4 protein-coding genes are annotated in these 5,875 nt (G+C 37.3%); 2 read left to right on the top strand and 2 right to left on the bottom strand.

Annotation, left to right across the window (positions count from 1 at the left end; translation table 11 throughout):
• Both AC22ZQ_RS11890 and mfd read left to right on the top strand, forming a co-directional pair.
• The coding region (locus AC22ZQ_RS11890; protein WP_318958988.1) for an ABC transporter ATP-binding protein at positions 1–1,031 on the top strand (1,031 nt) is incomplete at its 5' end.
• A 151-nt stretch (positions 1,032–1,182) separates the two neighbouring features.
• Positions 1,183–4,518, top strand: coding sequence for a transcription-repair coupling factor (mfd, locus tag AC22ZQ_RS11895; protein ID WP_318958989.1), 3,336 nt, complete (start codon positions 1,183–1,185; stop codon positions 4,516–4,518).
• On the opposite strand, the gene AC22ZQ_RS11900 is transcribed toward mfd, so the two are convergent.
• Both AC22ZQ_RS11900 and AC22ZQ_RS11905 read right to left on the bottom strand, forming a co-directional pair.
• Positions 4,515–5,204, bottom strand: a complete 690-nt coding sequence (locus AC22ZQ_RS11900; protein ID WP_318958990.1) for a hypothetical protein — start codon at positions 5,202–5,204, stop codon at positions 4,515–4,517. The two genes, mfd and AC22ZQ_RS11900, sit on opposite strands and share 4 nt — an antisense overlap.
• Positions 5,205–5,311: 107 nt before the next feature.
• On the bottom strand, positions 5,312–5,875 hold a 564-nt coding region (locus AC22ZQ_RS11905), incomplete at its 5' end, for a DUF308 domain-containing protein (RefSeq protein WP_318958991.1).

Raw genomic sequence — 5,875 nt, forward strand, 5'->3', positions numbered from 1 at the left:
CATTTAGAAAGAAAGACCTAAGTTCTCCTTTAAATGAATTTTTAGGAGCTGCTGTAATGATAGGGATTGTTTGGTTCGGTGGAAATATGATTTTGGACGGAACCGATCAAGATGGATTTACTGGAGAAGAATTCATGGGATTCATAATTGTTTTCTCGCAATTGCTAGTACCTATACAGGCCGTTGCCAAAAACATTGGAAACATGAATAAAGCCAAAGCTTCTCAAGACAGAATAGATGAAACTTTGTTTACCAATGAAAAAATATTAGACCCTACTTCTCCACAAAAAATGGAAGGGTTGAAAGAGAAAATTCGCTTTAACAATATTTCTTTCGCCTACAAAGATGAGAAGGTGATTAAAAACGTTTCTTTCGATATAGAAAAAGGAAGAACTGTGGCTTTAGTTGGAGAATCTGGAAGTGGAAAATCTACTTTGGCCGATTTACTTCCTCGTTTTTACGATGTACAATCGGGTCAGATTTTATTTGATGATACTGACATTAGAGACTTCACCCTGGAGGACTTAAGATCGCAAATTGGTATTGTGAGTCAAGAATCGATTTTGTTCAACGACACCGTAGCAAGTAACATTGCTTTTGGAATGCCGAATGCTACAAAGGAAGAGATCATAGAAGCGGCAAAAATTGCCAATGCACATAATTTCATCATGGAGTTAGAAGATGGGTATGAAACCAATATCGGTGAACGTGGAAACAAGCTTTCGGGTGGACAAAAGCAGCGTGTAAGTATTGCTCGAGCTGTATTAAAAAACCCTCCGATTATGATTTTGGATGAAGCTACTTCTGCCCTAGATACAGAAAGTGAAAAGCAAGTTCAAGATGCCTTAAACAAACTGATGCAGAACAGAACTTCTTTGGTCATTGCCCATCGTTTGAGCACCATTAAAAATGCTGATATCATTTTGGTGTTGAACAAAGGTGAAATCGTGGAGCGTGGAACCCATGACGAACTGATGCAGAAAGAAGGTTTTTATCATAGACTAACAAGCTTGCAGGGCATTAGCGCCTAGTGGAAAACCTCATTTGGTTTTATTTACAAAAGCGAAGCGACAGATATCGCAACTTGTAAACCGCACGTCCAAAGCTTTCCCTTTTCCTTCTTATATTTGAAGCCCAATCGTTTTTAGACGGAACACGGGTAACCGAAATATATTTTTTAAGATGGATATCAAGACTTTTAGAGAGCACTTTGCTAATTCTTCTCAAATTCAAACTACAGCCGACAAACTTCAATATGTTGGAAGTAGAATTCATTGGAAAGGATTAATTGGATCTTCGAAGTCAATTTTAGCAGGAGCTATGGCTAGCCAAGTTCCGGGTCATCATTTATTCATTCTTGAAGATAAAGAAAAAGCCGCGTACTTTTTAAATGATTTGCAAGGACTCTATCCAGAGGCCAATAATATTTTATTCTACCCAGCATCCTACAGAACACCCTATCAATTAGAGGGAACTGACAATGCGAACGTAGTTGCTCGAGCAGAAGTTCTAGACAAGGTAAACAAGGGAAATAACACTTGGATTATTACCTACCCAAAAGCCTTGGTAGAAAAAATACCGACTAAAAAACGATTATCAGAACATACCTTTAAAATTGAAAAAGGAAAGGAATACTCTATAGACTTCTTAACCGAAGTATTGCACGAATACGGTTTCGAAGTTGTTGATTTTGTTTACGAACCCGGGCAGTTTTCAGTACGTGGTGGAATCGTTGACATCTATTCTTTTTCAAACGACAACCCTTTCCGTATTGAGTTTTTTGGAGATGAAGTGGATACAATCAGAACTTTTGATCCCGTATCGCAACTTTCCATAAATGCTCATGAGTTTTTCTCTATCATTCCTAATGTTCAGAGTAGTTTAATTGAAGAAGTTAATGGAAGTTTACTAGAGTTTATTGGTGAACATTCTACCTTATGGATGGCTTCGAATAAATTAATAGAAAGCACCTTAAAATCAGAGCACGAAAAAGCTACAAAAATATACACAGAGCTTGCAGAATCACCTGTAAAAAGAGGAAAACCAAGTGAGCTATTTTTGCATAAGTCAGAATGGAATAAACAATTGGAACTTTTCTCTACCATAGAGTTTGGTCCAGATTACCATTTCAAAGCCGATGAGACAGTGGAATTCAAATTCCAACCTCACCCTTCTTTCAATAAGAACTTTGAATTATTGCGTGAAGACCTTATAGCCCGTAAGAAAGTCAATTTTAAAAACTTGATTTTCTCTAACCAACCCAAACAAATAGAACGACTACACGATATCTTTAAGGACATAGGTGGAGAAGTTGATTTCTCTTCGATGAACTTTGCATTACACGAAGGTTTCATTTCACCAGATTTGAAACTCACGTGTTACACCGATCATCAAATCTTTGAACGTTTCCACAGGTTTAGGCTGAAGGAAGGGTTTAGGCAAGCCAAACAAGCATTGACTTTAAAAGAGGTATACAACCTTCAAAAAGGAGATTACGTTACGCACATTGATCACGGTGTAGGGCAGTTTTCTGGATTACAAACCATAGACGTAAATGGTAAACCACAAGAAGCCATTCGCTTGGTATATAAGGATAACGATGTACTTTACGTAAGCATTCACTCTTTACACAGAATCTCCAAATTCACGGGTAAAGATGGAACCGTTCCAAAAATGAACAAGTTAGGAACCCAGGCTTGGGCAAACCTAAAGAAGAAAACCAAGAAGAAAATCAAGGAAATTGCCTTCGATTTAATTCAATTATATGCCAAGAGAAAGGCACAAGTAGGATTTGCTTATTCTCCTGATACTTATTTACAAAATGAGTTAGAGGCATCTTTCATCTATGAAGATACACCCGATCAGTTAAAAGCAACAGAGGCGGTGAAAGAAGACATGGAGAAAGAAACTCCTATGGATAGATTGGTTTGTGGTGACGTAGGTTTTGGTAAAACAGAGATTGCTATTCGTGCAGCATTTAAAGCAGCTACAGATGGTAAGCAAGTTGCCGTTTTGGTACCCACAACCATTTTGTCATTACAACACTATAGAAGTTTCAAAGAGCGTTTAAAAGATTTCCCTGTTACTGTAGATTACATTAATCGATTTAAGTCTACCAAACAAAACAATGAAACTCTGAAAAAATTAGCTGATGGTAAAGTTGACATTTTGGTAGGAACCCATAAAATCGTAGGGAAAAGCGTAAAGTTCAAGGATCTTGGATTAATGATTATTGATGAAGAACAAAAGTTCGGTGTAGCTGTAAAAGACAAATTAAAAACCTTAAAAGCTACAGTTGATACTTTGACGCTAACTGCAACTCCGATACCAAGAACATTACAGTTCTCCTTGATGGGAGCAAGAGACTTGAGTATCATCAACACTCCTCCACCCAACCGTCAACCGGTATTAACGGAAGTGATTCAATTTGATGAGGAGCAAATTAGAGATGCGATATCTTATGAAGTGAGTCGTGGAGGACAGGTGTATTTTGTACACAACCGATTGGCTAACATCAAAGAAGTTTCAGGAATGATACAACGACTTTGTCCAGGAGTTCGCGTGGCAATTGGTCACGGACAAATGGAAGGGAAAGAGTTGGAAAAAATCATGATGGACTTTATTGAAGGGGAATATGACGTTCTCCTTGCAACAACCATTATCGAATCTGGTATTGATATCTCAAACGCCAACACCATTATCATTAACAACGCGAACAACTTTGGGTTGAGTGATCTTCACCAATTGAGAGGTCGTGTAGGTAGATCGAATAAAAAAGGATTCTGTTACCTCATCGCACCTAGGTTTGATATGATGACCTCAGAGGCGAGAAAACGTTTGGAAGCTTTGGTACAATTCTCTGATTTAGGTTCAGGTTTCAACATTGCCATGAAGGATTTGGATATACGTGGAGCTGGAAACCTTTTAGGTGGAGAGCAAAGTGGATTTATCTCTGATATAGGATTCGATATGTATCAAAAAATATTGAACGAGGCCATAGAGGAATTGCGAGAAAGTGAATTCAAGCAATTATTTGAAGAGAGAAATACAGACGATTTCAATCAATTCGTAAAAGAAACACAATTGGAAACGGATATGGAAATCCGTATTCCTGATGACTATGTAAACAACGTAGCTGAGCGTTTAGCCTTATACCAAGAGTTAGATAACTTACAAGACCAGCAAAGTTTAGACAGCTTTAAATCGCGTTTAAAAGATAGATTTGGCCCCATACCTTCTGAGGTAGAGGAATTGATGCAATCGATGAAGTTAAGATGGACAGCCAAAGAGATTGGTTTTGAGAAACTCGTATTGAAGTCAGGAAAAATGATAGGATATTTCATCTCAAACCCTCAAAGTATGTACTTCCAGAGCGCTCACTTCACGCGTATATTGAACTACATACAAAAAGCTCCAAAAGGAGTTAAGATGAGTGAGAAAAATGATAAACTCAGGTTGATCTACACAGATATTACCAGTATAGACCAAGCACTGAATAGATTGGAGGAGATATTCTAAAACAATAAAAACAACACTAAGATAAATCCTGCTGCTAAAATTGGAAACAAGATGAAAAGAACGACACTTGTCCAGGCTTTTCGTCTACCCTCTGTTGTATTATAAGTGGATACGAGCGATAGGATAGAAAAAATTAGTCCGATAAGCATTATTAAACCACCCAGAGGTATTGTTATTATACCAAACAACAATATCCCTCCAATAATTGTGAGTATAAGTCCTGTTTTAGCCTGCTTCTCTGCTGTATGAGCTATATCCAATTCTTCTTCGGTCAATTCAACAACCCTAAGCGTATCCTCATTATTCCTCGTGAAGAATTCTGGGTTTTCGAGTTCCTTCCCACGGTTTTCATCGCTTAAAATCTCCAACTCATTAGTTTCCTCTGCAGGAATCTTTTTTAAGGATTTAGATGAGTTAAACACCTCTTTTTTAGGGGAAGGATTATTCAAAATTAACTTGTCCGAAACAGAACTATTCTGTAGGGAATCTAAGGTTATAGCTTGTAGGTTTTCCAGCGCTTTAAATTCTACAGGAACATCTTTGTTGTCGCCTTTATACTTCTTTAAGTTATGCGGTATACGGAATTTACCTTTGGTGTATTTTCTTTTATTGAAATCAGGTGTAGTTGCACATCCTCCGATGATTAAAGCTAAAATTAGTGCGGTAATTAAGTTAAGTGTTTTCATGTTAGTTCCTTTTTGGTCTATTCAACTCTTATAAAGATAATCGAACAAATGCAGATAAAAAATGTGAATCGTCTTTTGTATAAAATGATTGTTTATAAATGAATTGTTTACACCCAAAACGACAGCACCATTGGATCTATTAATGTAATCCAGAATATTAACCCACTGATAACGAGTGCAAATAATAGAAAAGCAACACCACTTATTATAGCTCTATTTTTAGCTTTCCTCGTTCGGGCTTTATCCGTAAATGCATAAATCGCAAAAACAAATCCTGTCAAACCGAATACCAATCCAAGTAACATAAGCGGAAAATTATACAAGCACAATAACGAGATAGTGGTAAGTATGAGTGCTATATTTGCCCTAACCTCAGACCTATTCACCTTTCCATCCTCCTCTGTATAAATTTCCTTTGGAAGCTCTACTTCCTCCTTACTTTCGGATGTTTCAGAAACCGGAGAACTAAGTTCCTTTCTACTTTGAGACCAATACACTGCTTCATTATCTTCTTTCACCTTCTTTTCTGGTACAAAAGCTCGAAGCTTTACTTTCGAGGGTCTAGGCTCACTATTCCTTTCAGGATCGTGCAATGAATCTTGCTGTTCTTTCTTGAGATTTTGACTTTCTTGAATTTGTTTTTCAGCGCCTTCCTTTTCTTCTTGTAATTC

Source organism: Lishizhenia sp. (genome assembly GCF_057456495.1).

Bases quoted from the DNA above. Each gene is read 5' to 3' on its own strand.
- mfd (WP_318958989.1), top strand. From the start codon at position 1,183: ATGGATATCAAGACTTTTAGAGAGCACTTTGCTAATTCTTCTCAAATT.
- AC22ZQ_RS11900 (WP_318958990.1), bottom strand. From the start codon at position 5,204: ATGAAAACACTTAACTTAATTACCGCACTAATTTTAGCTTTAATCATC.